Origin of the sequence: Mariniphaga sediminis (genome assembly GCF_003573545.1) — a bacterium.
Lineage (GTDB): Bacteria > Bacteroidota > Bacteroidia > Bacteroidales > Prolixibacteraceae > Mariniphaga > Mariniphaga sediminis.
On the sequence record NZ_QWET01000004.1, the window covers coordinates 60527 to 79057 of the forward strand.

At 42.3% G+C, this 18531-nt stretch carries 15 protein-coding genes; 7 read left to right on the plus strand and 8 right to left on the minus strand.

Going from position 1 to position 18531, the window contains the following annotated elements:
- Nucleotides 1–41 precede the first annotated feature (41 nt).
- A complete protein-coding gene (uvrA, locus tag D1164_RS06280) occupies nt 42–2852 on the minus strand; it encodes an excinuclease ABC subunit UvrA (protein ID WP_119349107.1) in 2811 nt (936 codons plus the stop codon).
- 159 nt (nt 2853–3011) lie between these two features.
- Between uvrA and D1164_RS06285 the strand changes: the two genes are divergently transcribed.
- From D1164_RS06285 to D1164_RS06310, 6 genes are all read left to right on the plus strand, one after another.
- Nucleotides 3012–3605, plus strand: coding sequence for an RNA polymerase sigma factor (locus D1164_RS06285; RefSeq protein WP_119349108.1), 594 nt, complete (start codon nt 3012–3014; stop codon nt 3603–3605).
- 68 nt (nt 3606–3673) lie between these two features.
- A complete protein-coding gene (locus D1164_RS06290; protein WP_119349109.1) occupies nt 3674–3898 on the plus strand; it encodes a hypothetical protein in 225 nt (74 codons plus the stop codon).
- Nucleotides 3899–4370: 472 nt separating this feature from the next.
- Entirely contained in the window at nt 4371–4934 is a 564-nt protein-coding gene (gene frr / locus D1164_RS06295) for a ribosome recycling factor (protein ID WP_119349110.1), read from the plus strand.
- Between the two features lie 250 nt (nt 4935–5184).
- The gene (locus tag D1164_RS06300) at nt 5185–6267 is read left to right on the plus strand and encodes a winged helix DNA-binding domain-containing protein (protein ID WP_119349111.1); all 1083 of its coding nucleotides are present in this window, start codon (nt 5185–5187) and stop codon (nt 6265–6267) included.
- Between the two features lie 145 nt (nt 6268–6412).
- Nucleotides 6413–6634: a VOC family protein gene (locus tag D1164_RS06305; protein ID WP_119349112.1), complete on the plus strand. Its 222-nt coding sequence runs from the start codon at nt 6413–6415 to the stop codon at nt 6632–6634.
- A gap of 1 nt (nt 6635) precedes the next feature.
- Nucleotides 6636–7019, plus strand: coding sequence for a nuclear transport factor 2 family protein (locus D1164_RS06310; RefSeq protein WP_119349113.1), 384 nt, complete (start codon nt 6636–6638; stop codon nt 7017–7019).
- A 14-nt stretch (nt 7020–7033) separates the two neighbouring features.
- Here D1164_RS06310 and D1164_RS06315 read toward each other — a convergent pair whose 3' ends face one another.
- From D1164_RS06315 to D1164_RS06345, 7 genes are all read right to left on the minus strand, one after another.
- On the minus strand, nt 7034–8008 hold the full coding sequence (locus D1164_RS06315; RefSeq protein ID WP_119349114.1) for a GlxA family transcriptional regulator: 975 nt from the start codon (nt 8006–8008) through the stop codon (nt 7034–7036).
- A 295-nt stretch (nt 8009–8303) separates the two neighbouring features.
- On the minus strand, nt 8304–9212 hold the full coding sequence (locus D1164_RS06320; RefSeq protein ID WP_119349115.1) for a bifunctional transcriptional activator/DNA repair enzyme AdaA: 909 nt from the start codon (nt 9210–9212) through the stop codon (nt 8304–8306).
- A gap of 489 nt (nt 9213–9701) precedes the next feature.
- Nucleotides 9702–9950, minus strand: coding sequence for a hypothetical protein (locus D1164_RS06325; protein ID WP_119349116.1), 249 nt, complete (start codon nt 9948–9950; stop codon nt 9702–9704).
- 31 nt (nt 9951–9981) lie between these two features.
- Nucleotides 9982–11934: a phospholipid carrier-dependent glycosyltransferase gene (locus tag D1164_RS06330; RefSeq protein WP_119349117.1), complete on the minus strand. Its 1953-nt coding sequence runs from the start codon at nt 11932–11934 to the stop codon at nt 9982–9984.
- A complete protein-coding gene (locus D1164_RS06335) occupies nt 11927–12841 on the minus strand; it encodes a glycosyltransferase family 2 protein (RefSeq protein WP_119349118.1) in 915 nt (304 codons plus the stop codon). The genes D1164_RS06330 and D1164_RS06335 overlap by 8 nt, the downstream gene beginning before the upstream one ends.
- Nucleotides 12842–12850: 9 nt before the next feature.
- Nucleotides 12851–14191 (minus strand): Gfo/Idh/MocA family protein, encoded by a 1341-nt coding sequence (locus D1164_RS06340; RefSeq protein WP_206610949.1) that lies wholly within the window; start codon nt 14189–14191, stop codon nt 12851–12853.
- A 5-nt stretch (nt 14192–14196) separates the two neighbouring features.
- Complete coding sequence (locus D1164_RS06345) at nt 14197–15729, minus strand: SUMF1/EgtB/PvdO family nonheme iron enzyme (protein ID WP_119349119.1); 1533 nt, start codon at nt 15727–15729, stop codon at nt 14197–14199.
- Between the two features lie 237 nt (nt 15730–15966).
- On the opposite strand from D1164_RS06345, the gene D1164_RS06350 reads away from it, so the two are divergent.
- Complete coding sequence (locus tag D1164_RS06350) at nt 15967–18513, plus strand: LamG-like jellyroll fold domain-containing protein (protein ID WP_119349120.1); 2547 nt, start codon at nt 15967–15969, stop codon at nt 18511–18513.
- The last annotated feature ends 18 nt before the right edge of the window (nt 18514–18531 follow it).

The window sequence follows — 18531 nt, forward strand, 5'->3', positions numbered from 1 at the left end:
AAAATAACCAAAATGGGTAAACGGCCAAGAGACGCTGATTGTTAAACGACCAAAGGTATTTTATCTCTTAGAGCCATTCCGGTGTAAGAGTTTTCCTGTTTTACCAGTTCTTCCGGCGTACCTGCAAAAACAAGCTGTCCGCCTTTATCTCCTCCCTCCGGTCCCAGATCAATTATCCAATCGGCTGATTTGATAACTTCCAGGTTGTGTTCAATAACAACAATAGAGTGCCCCCGCGAAATGAGTGCATTAAACGAAGTAAGCAGTTTACGAATATCATGAAAGTGGAGGCCGGTGGTTGGTTCATCAAAAATGAATAGCGTGGGGGCATCTTTTTCCCTGGCAAGAAATGATGCCAGTTTCACCCGCTGGCTTTCGCCCCCTGAAAGGGTACTGGAAGACTGTCCCAGTTTAATATAGCCCAATCCCACATCTATGAGTGGCTGCAACCGCTTTACAATTTTTTTCTCGGTAGATGATTTCCCGGAAGAAAACAATTCTATTGCCTGATTGACAGTAAGGTTCAGAATGTCATCAATATTTTTCCCCATATACTGCACATCCAAAATATCTTCTTTAAAACGTTTTCCTCCACAGCTTTCACAAACAAGAAACACATCAGCCAAAAACTGCATCTCCACTTTAATGGTTCCTTCTCCCTGGCACTCGTCGCAGCGTCCTCCATCCACATTAAACGAAAAATGAGAAGGCTTAAGTCCCTGAACCTTTGCCGACTGCTGATCAGCAAAAAGTTTGCGGATTTCATCATAAGCTTTCAGATAAGTGACAGGGTTTGAGCGTGACGATTTACCAATGGGATTTTGATCGATAAATTCTACTGCCGAAACCATCTTAAAATCACCTTTCAACGCATCATGTTGCCCGGTGCGTTCGCCGTAGCCTCCGAGTATTTTGGTAAGTGCCGGGAAAAATATCTTTGATACCAGCGACGATTTACCCGAACCGCTCACCCCGGTAACCACCGTGAGTGTATTCAGCGGAAATTTTACATGTACATTTTTCAGATTATTTTCGCGGGCCCCGATAAGTTCAATAAAATTGCTCCATTTGCGCCGCTGAACAGGCAATTCAATTTTTTCGATTCCTGTGAGGTATTTTGTTGTAAGGCTATCGGGCTTTTCTGCAAGCTCTTCATGGGTGCCCTGAAAAACCACCTCACCCCCATGTTGGCCTGCAAACGGACCAATATCAATTATTTGATCAGCCGCACGAATAATTTCTTCGTCGTGCTCCACTACAAAAACAGTGTTACCTATTCGTTGCAACCTTCGCAACACGCCAATTAATCGTTGTGTATCACGCGAATGAAGCCCGATGCTGGGCTCATCGAGAATGTATAGAGAGCCCACAAGACTACTGCCCAACGAGGTAGCCAGATTAATACGCTGTGATTCACCTCCGGAAAGCGAGGACGATAACCTGTTAACAGTAAGGTATCCCAACCCCACGTCGCAAAGAAATGACAGCCGGTTTTTAATTTCAATTAAAATACGGTTTGCAATTTCCTTGTCATGGGAACTCAGTTGTAGCTTATCAAAAAATATCTTCAGATCTGAAACCGGCATCAGAACCAATTCCTGTAACGAACGGCCCTCTACTTTTACGTAGCCTGCCTCCTTTTTCAGCCGGGTACCTTTACATTCCGGGCAGGTTGTTTTTCCCCGGTAACGCGAAAGCATTACCCTATATTGAATTTTGTAACTTTTCTTCTCCAAATATTTAAAAAACCGGTCCAGTCCCTTGAAGTGACGATTTCCGGTCCAAAGCAGTGATTTCTGCTCTTCAGAAAGTTCGTAAAAAGGTTTGTGAATAGGAAAATTAAACTGGTCGGCAGAATAGATGAGACTGTCTTTCCACTTGCTCATTTTTTCGCCCCGCCAGCACACAATAGCATCCTGATAAACAGAAAGTGATTTGTTCGGGATAACCAAATCTTCGTCAATCCCAATTACTTTCCCATACCCTTCGCAGGTAGGGCACGCTCCCACCGGGTTATTAAAACTGAATGTGTGGACAGTAGGTTCTTCAAACTCTATTCCGTCGGCTTCAAACCGGTTTGAAAAACTACGTACAATGGTTTCTTCCCCACTGTAAATTTTTAAAACGCATTCCCCATGTCCTTCATAAAAAGCAGTCTGTACCGAATCAGCCACACGGCTTTGAGTATCCTCATCGGGCTGAACCACTATCCGGTCAATGATGACATTACATTCTCCATTGCAAAAATCTTCATTAGCTGCTTTCAGCAATTCATCAATACGTTTTACTTCCTCTTCCACTTCAATTCTGGAAAAACCCTGCTGCATCAACAGTTCGGCCTCCTGAAGAACAGACCGGCCATTTTTGGGTCGCAGAGGCGAAAGAATCATTATCCGGGTATTTTCAGGAAAGGAAAAAATAAAATTGACCACATCGGTAACAGTATGGCGGATCACTTCTTTTCCCGACACCGGCGAGATTGTTTTTCCCACGCGGGCAAATAACAGTTTCAGATAATCATAAATTTCGGTAGAAGTTCCCACCGTAGAGCGGGGATTGCGTGTATTCACCTTCTGCTCAATGGCAATTGCGGGCGGAATCCCTTTAATAAAATCAACTTCAGGTTTGTTTATACGCCCCAAAAACTGACGGGCATAAGACGAAAGGCTTTCAACATATCTTCGCTGGCCTTCTGCAAAAAGTGTATCAAAAGCCAGCGACGACTTTCCGGAGCCCGAAACCCCGGTAACAACAGTAAATTGGTTCAGAGGTATTTTTAAACTAATGTTTTTTAAATTATGAACCCTGGCGTGTTGTATTTCGATGCATTTTTCTGCTTTTTTTAATGACATGGACGGAACGGAATTCTTATAAATTCATTAAAATACTTGTTTATTTCAGCAAAAAGTCTCATTTTTACCCGTACAAAATTAATTAAATAGTTTTACTTCAATTTAAAATAGTCGCCTATCGGAAAAATTTACTTTTTGTTTACAATTAAATAGAAGGTAATGTTCAGGACAAATGCACTGAACGACAATGAGCTCGTTCAACGTTTTATAGAAGGCGATCAAAATTCACTTGAAATTTTAATTCATCGTCACAAAAGCAGGGTCTATTCCTACATTTTGTTGATCGTAAAAAATCAGGAACTGGCTGAAGATATTTTTCAGGAAACGTTCATTAAAGTGATTCGTTCCCTGAAACGAGGGAGGTATGTAGAAAACGGAAAGTTTGTTTCCTGGGTACTTCGAATTGCCCACAACTTGATTATCGATCATTTCAGAAAGGAAAAACTCCAGGGAACCGTTTCAAACGATAGCCTCGAAATGGATATTTTCAACTCCCAGAAGTTTTCGGAAGACACCATCGAAGATGAAATGGTAAACAATCAAATTCTGAGTGAAGTGAAGGAGCTAATAAATGAGCTTCCGGAAGATCAGCAGCAGGTGATATACATGCGCCATTACATGGGACTCAGTTTCAAAGAAATTGCAGATCAAACAGATGTAAGTATTAACACCGCTTTGGGGCGTATGCGCTATGCGCTGATTAACCTCCGAAAACTCATTCGCCAGAAAAATCTGATACTGACCCGCATTTAACTTTTATTAACACAATATTTAAAAGGGAAGGGGCGTTCATTGTGTAAATACTATTACAAAGAATGCCTATGAAAAAAAAATCTACCTTGTTATTTGTTGTTAAAAAAATTAATTACCAGTCAGAGTGCGAACCGGATTTTTCCGCAATGAATTCTGACAGTTATTCAGAGAAAATGAAAAGTGCGGAATTTTCACCTTCTGCGAGAACCATCCAGCGAATTCTGGATTTTGCCCGGTCTTATGATGTTCTGGAAACAGAAACGGCAGGGCAGGTTGAAATGAATTTAAACTAAAAAGTTTCACTCCAAGTAAAAAAGGCACCTAGTTAGGTGCCTTTTTTTATGCTTTAAAATATTTCTATTCTACACTCCTATGCAGTGGAGCAGCCAAGATTAACCTCATGATTTTCAAACTAAAACAATCTATTAATCTTCCCAGACAAACCGTAATTACAAAATACCCCAACAAATTTGCAGGAAAAGTTTGATTTCAGGACAGAGTTCTAATTAACAAGCAGTTTGCTACTTCATTTGCAAAAAAAGTTCACTGGATACTATAGTGGGCAAACAATTCAATATAATTTCTTCGTTCTGGAAAAAAAGGAACGAACTACAAATCGGGAATAGCGAATGACTGTCAATATTCAGATTACAAGTACCGGATCTACACGCTACATCCAAATAAGATTTATCCAAAAAATTTTCGTGTAAATATATTTTTTCTATATTTGCTATTCGATCAACGGTTGAAATCAGTGCTTGACCAATGCAAGAAGAAGTAGATTTTATCATAGAACATTGTAAAGAAAAAATGGATGCGGCCATTAAGCACCTCGAAAAAGAGTTGTTGCATATCAGGGCCGGCAAAGCATCACCTTCGATGCTTGATGGGATTCAGGTAGAATACTACGGTTCCCTTACTCCTCTCACCCAGGTTTCCAATGTAAGTACACCCGATGCCCGTACCATTGCCATTCAACCCTGGGAAAAAAATTTGATTCCTGTTATAGAAAAAACTATATTAGCAGCCAATTTAGGTTTTAATCCTGAAAATAACGGAGAAATTATCCGTATAAATATTCCGGCATTAACTGAAGAAAGAAGAAGAAATTTGGTTAAACAGGCCGGGCAGGAAGGAGAAACTGCAAAGGTTAGTATACGCACCGCCCGCAAGGAGGCAAACGAAGGGCTGAAAAAATTGCTAAAAAACGGATTGTCAGAGGATGTGGAAAAAGATGCTGAAGACGAGGTGCAAAAACTGACGGATGATTTTGGACAAAAAGTAGAAACTTTGGTAGTAGCCAAAGAAAAAGATATTATGACGATTTAATTGTTTCTAGTTTTCTGTTTTCTGAACATTGTTTAATTGTTTTCATGGCTTTGAGGCAGCTTGTAGAAGCTGCCTTTTTTTTGGATTTTTTCTTCTAAAGTATATTCGGGCTCACCTTGAGATTGGACATCCCAGATCTTTTTTTCAAAAAAACACAGGCAAAGGCAATTTGTTGTAAAGCTTAAATGGGTGCATAAAAAATATCATATACTTTTACAAAATGAATAAACCAAATTACATCCCGTAAACGATGAACCACACTGACATTCCAAAAATCCGTTTGAGAAACCAACAGATTACAGGCAGTCACATTTCATCCCCAAAAAAATTGGTTGGTTGGATGGGCGCGATGCAAGCGCAGGATTACGAAATGGTAAAATGGGCCATCGGAATGCGGCTCCCCGGGGCTACAGTAAATACAATCGAACGGGCGATTGAAGATGGTGATATTATCCGGACTCACCTGTTACGCCCCACATGGCACTTTGTAGCTGCCGATGATCTCCGATGGATGCTTGAACTAACTGCACCCCACATCAAATCTTCAATGCAGTCGAGGCACAAGCAACTGGGACTAACCGATAAAATAATAGCCAAAAGCAACAGAATAATCCGGGATTGCTTTTCAAACGGGCAGCCACTTACCCGCAAAGAACTGGTAAAAGAACTTGAGAACGCCGGGTTCCGAAATGAAGATAACCGGGCAGCCCACCTGTTCTTAAGGGCAGAATTGGACGGTATTATTGGCAGTGGCCCTTCCCAAAAAAAACATCACACTTACATACTCATAGACGAACGTTTCCGGCAAATGAAAACGTTTAGCAGAGAAGAAGCATTGGGGAAATTGGCCCGGACATATTTTTCCAGCCACGGCCCGGCAACAATCGAAGATTTTATTTGGTGGTCGGGCTTACCGGTAAAAGATGCCCGAAATGCCCTGGAGATAATCAGAAAAGAATTTATTTCCGAGACAATCGGTTCACAAACTTTTTTGTTGAGTGAAAACCTATCCTTTAAAAAAGAAAAAAGCACAGTTTTCCTCAATCCGGCATACGACGAGTTTCTTATCAGCTATAAAGACAGAAGTGCATCTATTAAGGAGACCAATCAACGTAAGGCTATTTCAAACAATGGCATTTTCCGTCCGGTTATCCTGGTGAATGGAGAGGTAGCTGGCATTTGGAAAAGGACCGTACAACCATCCAAAGTAATTATCGAAACTACATTTTTCAAAAAACCGGACCACAATATAAAAGAACAAACCCAGGAGGCTGCGCGGCAGTTTGCCGTTTTTTTGGGAAAAGAAGTTGAAATCAGGCATTCAAAATTCTAATCCACCTCCCTTTTAACCAACGCATTGTCGCAAATTCCCTTGTACATTGTCGCAATTGCATCTTTTCATTCCGGATATACCTGTTTAAATTTGAGTCATTTCATTTTTATACCCAAAAGTATTCTATAATGGCAATTTTTATATTATGGCTTCCGATATGTGCGGAGTGAGAGAATTGAAGCCGGGCAACTCGGTTGAGATTAACCTGAACTGTTCTTCCGAAAAGGAAATCAACCACCTGTATAAGCAGTTATCTAAAAAGGGAAAAATCCTTCAGGAACAATTCTGGGGAGCCCTGTTTGCCATGGTTATCGACCGGTTTTGTGTACGATGGATGTTAACATTCGAAAAAAAAATAAAAGAGTAAAATGGAACCCAAAATTTTTGTAGAAGAGGATTGCGGCAATTCTCCCCGAAGATTGATGCTAAAAGAATTAAACATTTCATTTGCACGGGGTGATGCAGAAAATATTCTTTCGCACGTCACCAATGACATAGTTTGGGAAAGCGTGGGAGGGAAACAACTGGTGGGTATCGAAAATGTTAGAGGTGAGTTGGAAACCCTGACGGAGATGCAGGTAGCGGAACTAAAAATCGAAAACATTATTACCCACGGAAAAGCTGCTTCTGCCAATGGTATGATGCGTATGAAAAACGGAAAGAAATATGCATTTTGCGATGTTTACCTTTTTAACAACAGCTCTAAAAATGCCAAAATAAAAGTGATAAGATCTTACTGCATTGAAGTGTAGCGATTAAGTCCGGATTAAACCGCTTCATTAAAATATTTCATCCGGTAATCGGACGGCGACATCCCGGAATATTTCCGGAAAACGCTTCGAAAGGCTTTATTGTCAAGGTACCCCACCTCAAACATTACTTCGTTCACCGTTTTGTAGCCCTTCTCCAGCTCGCGTTTGGCAGCCTCCACTTTCACCCGCTGAATATATTCCATTACTGTATTACCTGTCTCTTTTTTAAAACGACGTTCAAAGGTACGACGGCCAATACCAATATTTTCAATAATTTCATTTACGCTTAACCGGTCCCGGTACCGTTTTTCTATTAAAACCTGTGCCTGCTTTACCTCTTCATCCGCATGCGATTTCTGGCCGGTAAAAATAACAAACGGGGATTGCGACCTTCGTCCCCAGTCAACCTGAAAAACTTTGGAACAATAAATAGCCACATCCCGGCCAGCGTATTTTTCTATAAGATACACAACAAGATTTGCCGATGAAAAGGCTCCTCCCCCGGTGTAGATTCCCGCCTCGTCAGTTAAAACCCGATCGTCAACCAGCTTTACTTTGGTATACAGCTTACGAAATTCTTCCGACGCCTTCCAGTGCGTTACACACAGTTTGTTGTCCAGAAGTCCGGTTGCAGCCAGAATAAAAGCTCCCAGGCACAAACTGGCAACCTGAGCTCCTGCATTATATTGGTTACGAATCCAGGGGACAAAAGCGATGTTTTGTTGAACTCCATCGGTAAGATCTCCCCGTATCGGCGGAATGATTATCAAATCTGCTTTAACCGTTTCATCAATTAGCCTGTCGGCATCAATATTATATAAACCTCCACATGTTTGAACCGGCGAGTCATTCCCAACCACTTCTACCTTGAACAAAGAAGGTTCTCCCCTACTCTTCAAACATTCATTGGCCTCGAGAAAAGCCTGTCTGGCATTCTCCAGACTCCCTATATTCACCTGCTTTAATGCAAGAATAGCTATGTGTTTCATGAAAGTATATTATTTATTCAAATATAATATATGTCGCAACCGGCCTGTAACGACGTCGCATTTACACCTTTCCTTTTAACCCTTATCTACCTAATTTTGTTCTGATTATGAAAAAAAAATATATTATCGATGCTGGTTTCTGCCGATGGCTACATAGAAGGACCAGACAATGATATTAACGGCCCCATATCCGTTCAACCGGACCGGGAAGCAGCCGGGTAAAAACAATACATCCCGGCTCCGTGATTTTTCCAAAATGTCCTTCGTTTTTCTGTTCTTTTAACGCCACCATGGTTTATTCATTTTTTAGATTATCCTCTGATTCCAGCATATCTTCAAGCAGATCAAGTTGCTCATTCCAGTACCTTTTAAATTTGGCGGCCTCCCATCCAATCATAGCGGCTTTGCGGGTGGTTCCCCACCGGTAACCCCCAACCAGTCCATTTGCTCTGATTACCCTGTGACAGGGAATTAAGAAGGCAACCGGGTTCTGCCCTATTGCCGTTCCCACGGCACGTGAAGCACCTGGCTGCTCGATCTGCGATGCCAGCACTCCGTAAGAAGTTAGTCGCCCGGAAGGTATTTTCAGTAAGGCATCCCACACTTTTAACTGAAAAGGAGTCCCCCTGAGATGAAGTTTCAAACGAGTTATCCCGTTGCTTCCCGAATCAAAAACCTGATGAATCCCTGAAATATGTGGAGAAGATTGCCTCAGGAACTTTGCGTTTGGAAAGTAGTGAAACAATTCGTCCAATGCATTTTCATTATCTTCATCGAACGTCATAAAGCAAACACCTTTTGTGGTTGTCGCGACAAGCGCCTGGCCAAACGGTGTATGCAAAAATCTGTAATTGACAGTAAGGTTTCGTCCTCCGTTTTTAAATTCACCAGGGGTCATTCCTTCTATGGAAATAAACAGATCGTGCAGGCGTCCGGTACCTGAAAGGCCGGTTTGGTGGGCAGTGTCGGAAAGAGTCGTCTTACCATCGAGAAGCATTTGCTTGGCATGTTCTACGCTAATATACTGCAAAAACTTTTTGGGACTCACCCCAGCCCATTCAGTAAACAGCCTTTGAAAATGGTACGGGCTTAAATGAATGTGCCGGGCCATCTCCGCCAGATTGGGCTGCCCCCTGAAATGCTCCCGGATATATTCGATGGCCTCCGCAATGCGTTGGTAATTATATTCTTCCTGTTTCGCCATAAAGTAAAGTTATATCCGCAAATTTATATAACCCACAAATTATTTAAAACCCGAATCTTGCGGAGTTATATAACAACCATTATCAACCTGTAAACCAACTGCTTTGTTCAAATATTATATTTTGAACACCTCCATGGCAAATGATATCTTTAATAAGTTTGGGATGAGGATTTGTATCGTTTTGCAGAAACAATGAGGACTTCGTTATTACAATGAAATCAAAAAGGGCAACAAAATGAATTATTCTATTGCCCTTTTCCTGATCGTATAAAATCCCTTCTCAGGCAATTACCAGATTGGCATAAAATATTGTCTCCGTTTATTTTACGCCAGAAACATGTTCCTGAACGAACACTCTATTCTCACCTTCACCAACAAAGTGATGACTCACAATCTGGTCGACCTGAGAAAAACCATAAAATAGCATTTGTCTGACACCCCAAAAAAGGAACAACCTTTTCCCCTACAGCGATACCAAACCAAATACCTCTACTTTTTCTTTTTCTTCATTAAAAAATAGGCTACTGCTACCACCACCACAACTACTACAATAATGATAACCGTAGAACCCGACCCTGAACTTTGCGTACCCTCGGCCAGCAAATCTTGTTCCATGTACGAGCTATCCTGCACTCCAAGGTTGTCAATATAAGTCCCTTCATTCTGTGCTACCAACAGGTAAGGCAAACTCAAAATACCTGCAACAAAAGCTGCCAATGATCTTTTTAATGCTTTCATTTTTATTTTATTAAAAGTTCAACAATCATACTCAACCCAATTTCTCCTTCACCTTTTCCAACAATTCTTTGGCAGGAAGGTATCTCGGATTAATTTCAAATAACGCATTCAGTTTTTGAAATGACTCTACATACTTTCCCTCTTCGTAGAAACGGGTAGCCTCCAGCAGAAAGAAGGGTTCAAACCGGGGAAATATTTCCTTTCCCTTGTTCAGATAAACTTCAAATTCAGTCATACTTCCTTCTGCCAGTTTTGCTTTGGCCAAATTTACAAACAACCAGACATTATTTGAATCTTTTTTTACGGCTTTTTCAAGGAGCTCCACTCCCGTTCCAAAATTTCCCTTATTCAATTCAGAAATTCCAAGGAAATCATCCTTACTTGTTCGTTTTACCACAACCGCTACCGGATTCCCTTTCTGGTAAAAGGTTTTGATAATGTCTGCCGGCTGCCACAATTCATTTTTCAGCAGTTCCGGATCGATATAATTTACCCCGAAAATACCGTAATCCCAATCAAAAGAACTTCTTTCCAAAAACCGGGAATACTGGTATCTAATATTGGGATGATCATCAAAATAATTCGACAGATTACAGTTCATTGCTACGATTGCGTTTTCGCTGCCGGCAAGTCCCAACACATATTCAGCCGGTTCTTTTAGCCCGTGAAAATAGTAGTCGTATTCATAATTTCCCCAGGCCTTTTCATTACCCCCGGCCAACACATTAAAATAAACGTAATCAACCGGGAAGGTAGCCGCCTGATGTTTGGCAGGCCAACCCAAAAAAGCCAGAAAAAATAAGGAAAGGATATAAGAAGTTTTCCTGTTTTTCATTTCAACGAACCTCACCAATCTAAATACCCCCCAAACGGCAAGTATCGCAAGCGGCGGCAAAATAAACAGCATTTGCCTAACCCCGCTGTAAAGATTTGAGTCAATCACAATCACGTAAAAAAAAGGGAAAAGTAAGGAAAACAAAATGAAAGCCTCGAAAAACAACTGCTGTGAAAAATGTTTTTTAAAAAAAATTTCCACAGAAAAAAAGCAGAGAAAAAACAGAAAGCCTGCCAAAACAAACATTGGGGTGGAAATCAACATCCATTTGGGAAAATAGTACCACGGCAGTTGCGTGCTCCACATCATTTGCCCGTCAAACACCTGACGAATACTTACTTTATAGTGTGACATCACGTTTAGGCTTTCCAACGGGTGAACTAAAATGTTTTGCAAGGCAAAGGGCCAGAATATCTGTCCGGCAAAATAGCCGATAATCAAAATGATTGTTCCCTGGCCCAATAGCCTCACAAAAACGGGTTTAGTTGTCACTACTTGCTTTAGGTAAAAAGGCTTCCAAACAAAAAAAGCGATCATTCCCAGTGCGAGGTAGGCAAAAAGGATAAACCCACCAGAGCGTACCGAAACGGTAAAAGCGATAGCGCTTCCCAACAATATGGCAGTGCGCCAGCGCGGACTGGGTAATTCTTTTAAAAACCGGACGCTCATTAGTAATCCGGCTACATATCCGGTAGCAAAAGGTATATCTTTGAGGTTGCCAAACGCCTGTCCGGCAAGGCGTGGCATAAAAATGAGAGACAAAATACTTACCGTTGCCATCAGCCACGAACCTGTAATCTCCCTGGCCAGCAAACCTGAAAAAAAAAGCAGCAACCAAAAAAAAACGGCGCCGGTGTAATGCCTGACTAAAAATTCATCTTTTACATTAAAAACCCGGTTAAACAGGGCGGTAAAATTGTCAACCGACTGGCCGTAATACTTCAGGTTGGTTTGTGGAGTATGCAGGCAACTTTGATCCTCTCCGCCGGTAAAATACCAATTTACCACTCTCTTAGCATGCGGATAATGTAATTGCTCGTCCACATTCACAGCTGTTTTTGGCGCTAAAACCAGCAGAGCAAAACCTGCAAGTAGCAATACAGCAAAAAAGGCCTTTTTTGCAGTGAATATGTGGCCGGTTTTACTCATAAACTTTCTGAACAAAATAAAGCGGACGGTTTTGTACTTCTTTAAAAATCCGGTAAACGTATTCGCCAATCAATCCCAGAAAAGTGAGCTGAACCGATCCGAAAAAACTGATGGCCAAAAACATGGAAGACCAACCAATAGGTGCCAATCCTAAAATTTTTGAGGCAATAGTATAAATAATAGCCCCGAAGAAAATCAGTACCCCCAACATTCCCAGGTACAAGCAGGCTTTAATCGGCCATTTTGAAAAGGAGTAGATAGCGTCTGCAGCCAGCTCAAATAACTTTCGGCGACTCATTTTTGCTTCCCCTTCCAACCGGTCGGGCCGGTCGTACAGGATAAACTCATGTTTAAACCCAATGAAATTCCGGATGCCAGGCAGATACCTGTTACGCTCGGAAAACTGCTTAATCGCCTGATGAGCTTTTTTATTAATAATACAGAAATTGCCTGTTTGAGCTACTTGCTGCCCACCTGTAAGCCGGTCGAAAATACGATGGAAAATATTAATATAAACCCGTTTGGAAAACTTTTCATTCCGGGCCTCACGAACAGCCGAAACAATATCAGCCCCTGTTGCTTTTATCTTTTCATACAAAACCGGCACTAAATCAGGCGGATCCTGAAAATCACCATCCATTATCACCACAAACTCGCCGGTAGCAAAATCCACTCCGGCAGTAAGAGCAGCCTGCAATCCAAAATTCCGGGAAAGAGAAAGAATCTTCAGTTGGTTATGCTCCTGACGAAATTCCAACAGTTTTCGTAATGTTGAATCCGTACTCCCGTCATCCACACACACCACTTCGAATTCTACCCCATTTTTTCCAAGGGATTCCCAAAGCTCTACGAGCAACCGTTCAACCAGTTGTTCCTCGTTCAATAATGGAATGACAACCGAAATCATGATTTATTTTTAAGCTTTATGTTGTGTACCGGGAAGCGGTGTCGGAAACTCCATTTCCACCTGACCCATTTCGTATTTTTCAGGTCCCAGCCTCTCGGTAGAGTTGAGCATATCCTGCCAGGTAACTTTTTGCCCGGTGTAAGCAGCAGTACGGCCCATTATAGCCGTTAAGGTAGAAACAGCGGTTCGTTCAGCTTCCACAACAGGTTTATTTGTGCGGATAGCCGTTACCAAATCGATGTGTTCCTGTACATACGGTGAAACCTTTACAATCCCAGTGGATTTACCGTCTTTGTTTTTCGGATATTCGTATTGCCATTTAATGGTCCCGTCAGGATTAAAAATGGTATTTTTACAGTTGGTGTAACCTTCTGTTCCCATAACCAGTTCCCCCAAACTATTGGCACAACCGTCAATCTGGCGTGACATGCTGTGAGAAAAAATGCCGTTCCCAAACTCGAAATCGATACTAAAAAAGTCGTACTGATCGCCTGTAAGCCTTCGCACCCTTCCGCCAAAACCAACAGCACTTTCGGGTTGTTTTCCCATAAACCAGTTCACAATGTCAATATTGTGAACATGGGTATCAAGAATATGATCTCCGCAAAGCCAGCAGAAGTTATTCCAGTTACGCAACATGTATTCCATATCGGTCCACTCCTCTTCACGGGTACGAAACCAAACATGCGACTGCAACCACCATGCTTTGGCTGAGGTAATTTCCCCGATAGCCCCGGAAGCCACCTGCCTGTAAGTCTCCAAATAATCGCGTTGGTGCCTGCGTTGTGTACCGGTAACAACTGTCAGCCCCATGTTTTCGGCTTTTTGGGAAGTAGCAATAACCTGCCGGGCGCCTACCGGATCCACAGCGGCTGGCTTTTCCATAAACACATGTTTTTTAGCCTGAATGGCTGCATCAAAATGCTCGGGCCTGAAGTGCGGAGGCGTTGCCAGGATAACCACATCCAGATCAACCTCCAGTAAATGCTTGTAAGCATCAAACCCCCAGAAGCAGTTTCCTTTCGGTACCTCCACCTGCTGTTTTCCCAACTTGCCGTGGCAATCCCACACCTTATCTTCAAATACATCAGCAAGTGCTACCAATTCCAAATCATTTCCGGCAGCAAGAAAGTTCAACGCGGCTCCTGTTCCACGATTTCCACACCCCACCAAACCGGCCCGCAATTTTTTGCCGTCCGGGGCTTTATCCAAAAGCGGAGGAAAATTATAATCAACCGATTTTGCATTTTTGCTACAGGAACTCAGGGCACTTATCCCGGCGATTCCTGCCGCCCCAATGAGAGCGGATCTCTCAAGGAAGTTCCTTCGCGAAAGTTGATTCTTTTCCATGATATCTATTTTTTGGTTTTTCCTGAATTTAACTCTTTTGGATCGTATTCGCAAATTACCCTGAATCCAACGTGGTTGCAATCAGAGTACCACCAGATACTTTTGGGTATTTGCGGATCGGTTTCAAGCCACTCTTTGGTGCGCGTAAAATCACGACGGGCTGCCCGAACATCTTTGGCCGTATTTTTAAATGAACCTCCCCTGATTACATGCTCCATCCCGTCGCGTGGCCCTCTTGGATTCTTCACTACCCCCTGCGGATATTTCGCATACACCTGCGGGTCATAGTAATCCAAACAAAACTCGGCCACATTCCCCAACATATTTTTTAAGCCGAACGGATTCGATTTAACAAAATAAGCAGGCTGTGTCCGGTGCGGACTGTTTTCCTGGTATATTACATACGAATTGATAACTGCCGTATCAGCACCAAACAGTTTATTCCAAAGACCGTCGTTTTCAAAGTCCTTTGGAGATCCATCAAAAAAGTAAGCCCCTTCAGTTCCGGCACGGGCAGCATATTCCCACTCTGCCTCGGTGGGTAACCGGTATTTTTTGCCGGTAACACTACTTAACCACCTGCAATACGTTTGAGCGGCATGATGGGTCATGGTTATCGCGGGCCGGGGCCCCATTCCCCATCCCTGATCCGGCGCACCCCAGGGAGGCGTAGCACCTGTTATGCCATCTACTGATTCATTCGTTTCGTCTGCTTCTCCTTCTTTTCTCCCCTGCGAACTGGTAGCACTAAAAAAGGCAAGGTATTCATCCCAGGTAACCTCGACTTCAGCCATCCAAAAACTGTCTACCTCCACCTCGCGTACCGGCCCTTCATCGGGACGGCGATAAGGCTCACCTGACGGGCTGCCCATTTTAAATTGTCCTCCCGAAACAGCGACCATATTAAATGACACAGCACTGCCGGGAATCTGTTCGGTAAAATCTTCAAAAGCAGTAACTGTAGCAGGTTCATTAAAAATCTCTTCCGGAGAAATTATAACTTCATCCATTGTGAGGCCTGTTTCACCCCGGTAGTGCCCCACATTCAGGTGACATTGCAAGCATGAATTATTTTCCGGATCGCGCAAGTATTTCAGGTGTGATTCAGCCCCCAGGGCATCAAGCGTTGAAGGAAATAAATTAGTATGGCATTTTTTACATCCATCTTCGTAAACAAATCGTTTGGACGCTTCTACTGTACGCTTGGCTTCCCAGTCGATTTCTTCCATATCTTTGGTCATGTATACATATAAATCATGAAAACCATGATAAGCCTTACGTGTTAAAAAATAAAAGGTTTGATCCTCCGGAGGAAGATGGCAATCGGTACATTTAGCTGAAACTCCGCTATGGTTGCTGTTGTGAACCGATAATTTGTACGAAGCATCGGCATGTGGATGTACGTGACAAGAAGCACAAAACTCATCCGTAGAAGTATATTCAATCACTTTATTGGAAAGCGCCAAAAATAATATCATCGCTACCCCGCCAATAATAAATATCAAAAAATGTTTTCGTTTAATTATTCTATCAGCCATACTATAAAGATAGTTTCACACAATATTATACTCTACCCATTAGCTTACTATTAACCAGTCATGTACAAGCCACTTATCAAAAACTTAATTTCACATTAATTTTAAAGTTAAAAATCTGTTTAAAAGTTAATTACGAATTGACAAAAAAAATAAAAAAACAGCACGCTTTTTAGCAGAAAAGCTTATTTTTGAACAAAAAATAATTCACAATTAAGGCACAAGAAACATTAATTGAAAATGAATGTGAGCGTAAAATCACTGATTGGCTGGCATATTCTGACACTTCTTTTTATCTTCTGTTTTCCCTCCACAAGAATTTCAGCAAAGGAGTTTCCAGAAGCCTCCTTTCTCATTACCGGTTTATCCCCCTCCGGGATAAGTAGCCAACGACTCTGGAACTTTTTACAAAAGGACAACAATACGGGTATTGAAACGGGAATTACAGAACAAGATGGAAAAATAATCCTTACCGGAACGGAGCAATCCATTGACATACTTATCGACCGGCTATATGATCTTACCCGTAACGATTCAACCAAAATTATCCCTGTATTTTTAAATTATGAAGGGAATATCTCGCTACTTGATTCCATCATTGGTCAATCAAAAATATCATCGCGCATTTTTTATCTGCCACGTGGCGAAGCATGGCCACCAATGGATTACCTGATTCAGGCAGACCGGCGCATTCTGTTTTTTGTAACCGGAAATTTTGAGAACCAGGGACGGGTACTTCATCACACGCAGGATTATATTTTCAGAGTTTCTGCCTCCGGTACTCCGGAAAAAGGGATGAGAGGCAATTATCATGCGGCCGAAACGAACCTGGAACTTTTTATGATCGATAATTTAGATAAACTACCTACCAACACCCCCGATGGTGGAAGTATTCGTAACCTGGTACCGGACTATATCAATTTCCTTCTTGAAAACTGGACAAGGTTTGGCAAAAAACCCAACTTCATTTTTGTAGGAGAAAGTATTTTAAATTTTGATATCATCATCGCCCAACTCAACTCCTTCACCTGGATAAATGGCACGGCCAAAAGCTCTTCCGGAAAAATTCTGGAAAAAATATACTGGAGGAACCCCGATGTTTTGGTTACCGGTGGCAGGTTCAGCTTTCCGTACCGGGGTGGTGAAGAGTTGACCCTGACCCCATTTGCTCCGGGTTACCGGATGACGCCCGAACAAATAATTGTTACCGGAGAGATGGAGGTTCCTGAAAACTACAATATCATAGCCCATCCGATACGACTCAGTGAAGGTTTAACAGGAAGTTTCAGCTTTAATGGTTCCATCCGGAATATCTTGTCTCCTTCTGACATATTTAGCGGGGGAAATTATTCTTTCAGCCGGGATATTGAGAGGGAAAGAGTATTAAGGCTCCCCGAAGGCGCCAATGTAAACCTCGGGCCTCCGGACTCTTACGGTTTGCGAAACAGCAGTTTTAGTGTTAGCTGTTTTGTGAAGTTCAGTGAGATTCTTGAGTTTGGCGACAATGCGGTATTAGGAAACTATGAAACCGAATACCGCCGCGGCCTGCATCTCATACTCCGTTCCGGCCATCCTTATTTTGGATTGTGGGCGAATGATTATATTTCAGAAGAGAAACTGGAACCCAATGTTTGGTACCACCTGGTTTGGCGATACATTGTTGAAACGGGAGAACAGGCCATCTTCCTGAACGGAAGAAACATAGGAAGCTCCACAGGGCATCCTCCCTTTAGCGGGACAGGCAATATCCACCTGGGAAGCGCTCTTTCGCAGGGTGCCAGTATGCGAGGATATATAGATGAATTACACATTTGGAACCGCCCCCTGGGGGTGGAAGAGATAACCCGACTGGCACTGAACGAAGAAATAAAAATTGGAAACAACGAGCTATCCGGATTTTTTAGTCGAAATGAAATAAAAGCCGGAGCAGCCTTTCTTATTCTCATTCTTATTTTGACCGGCATCTGGGTTATTGTCCGGAGAAAAAAGCCGGGGAAAATAGAATATCCACTTATTCTGCCCAAAAAAAATACAGCCAACCAGATCAATCTTTTCGGTGGTTTCAGGGCAGTTGACCAGGAAGGAAACGACATTTCGACATTGTTTACCCCCAAAGTAAAGGAACTCTTTTTATTTACCCTGCTTGCCTCTCTAAAAAACAGTGCCGGTGCAGCTGTTACTGACATTGATGAACAGCTTTGGCCCGATCTTCCTGCAAAAAAAGTAACAAATAACAGGGCAGTAACCTTGAACAAACTGCGGAAAATCCTTCAGCACATTGAAGGGGTGGAAGTAATAACCCAAAACGGCTTTTTGCAGGTCAAACTTGGCGAACCACTTTTTTGTGACTACGCCGAAGCGTATAACCTTTGCCAGTTACCGGCGGGAATGGATAAAAGGCAGCTGGAAACATTTTTTCAACTGGTAAAAAAAGGCCGGTTTATGAAAGGTATAACCTGGTCGTGGCTCGACGAAATGCGGGGATATACCGGTACCCAGGTAATCGATAATCTGCTGAAACTGGCTGTTTATTTTAAAGAGGGAAATAACCTGCCGGGAATTGAAGCGCTTGCCAAACGCATTCTTGAATACGACGATCTGAACGAGGAAGCCATTTGGCTACAAGTGTGGGTATTGAGGCAAACGAATAATATGCACCAGGCCAAATTTCACTTTGAATCGTTTTGCTTAAAATACCATGCTTCTCTAGGCGAAAAATTCCCTATGAATTTTGAAGAGTTTAACAAAAATTATCAGGAGCAAATCTTATCGGCAGCCCGACACTAATAGGGGAAACAATCTTCA